The 723-nt window shown below is 65.0% G+C and carries 2 protein-coding genes; both read left to right on the top strand.

Annotated elements, in window-relative coordinates; all coding sequences use genetic code 11:
• The coding region (locus tag EOA85_RS36570) for an ABC transporter permease subunit (RefSeq protein WP_127212821.1) at positions 1 to 488 on the top strand (488 nt) is incomplete at its 5' end.
• Positions 485 to 723, top strand: a 239-nt coding sequence (locus EOA85_RS36575) for an ATP-binding cassette domain-containing protein (protein WP_127212822.1), incomplete at its 3' end; no start/stop codon positions are given. The genes EOA85_RS36570 and EOA85_RS36575, both read left to right, overlap by 4 nt.

Raw genomic sequence — 723 nt, forward strand, 5'->3', positions numbered from 1 at the left:
CCTTCGGCAGGCGCGGCCCGGCCGGGGCGTTTCTGGCCGAGCATTTCGGCATCGTTTTTTCCTTTCGCTGGACAGGTGCCGCACTGGCCTGCGCCGTCATGGGCTTTCCCTTGATGGTGCGGGCGATCCGGCTGTCGATCGAGGCGGTCGACCGCAGAATCGAGGCGGCGGCCGGAACGCTTGGCGCCAATCCGCTGTGGGTGTTCGGGACGATCACGCTGCCGCTGATCCTGCCCGGCCTGATTACCGGCGCCATCCTGTCTTTCGCCAAGGCGATGGGCGAATTCGGCGCAACGATCACCTTCGTTTCCAATATCCCAAACGAGACGCAGACACTGCCGTCGGCGATCTACACGTTCACGCAGGTGCCGGGCGGCGATGCCGGCGCGCTCAGGCTGACGCTGATCTCGATCGTCATTTCGATGGCAGCACTTGTCGCGTCGGAGGTTCTGGCGCGGCGCGTCGGCAAGCGGATGGATATCGAATGACGGTCGCGCTCGATATCACCCATCGGCTTGGCGATTTGGGGCTTGACGTCCGCTTCGGAAGCGCCGGGCGGCTGACCGCGCTGTTCGGGCCCTCGGGCTCCGGTAAGACGACGCTGATCAACATGATTGCCGGATTAATCCGGCCCGAGAAGGGGCGGATCGAGGCCGACGGCCGCGTGCTGGTCGATACGGATGCGGGCCTGTTCGTGCCGAAGCACAAGCGCCGCATCGGTAT

The sequence above is a fragment of the Mesorhizobium sp. M5C.F.Ca.IN.020.29.1.1 genome (genome assembly GCF_003997375.1).
GTDB classification, from domain to species: domain Bacteria; phylum Pseudomonadota; class Alphaproteobacteria; order Rhizobiales; family Rhizobiaceae; genus Mesorhizobium; species Mesorhizobium wenxiniae.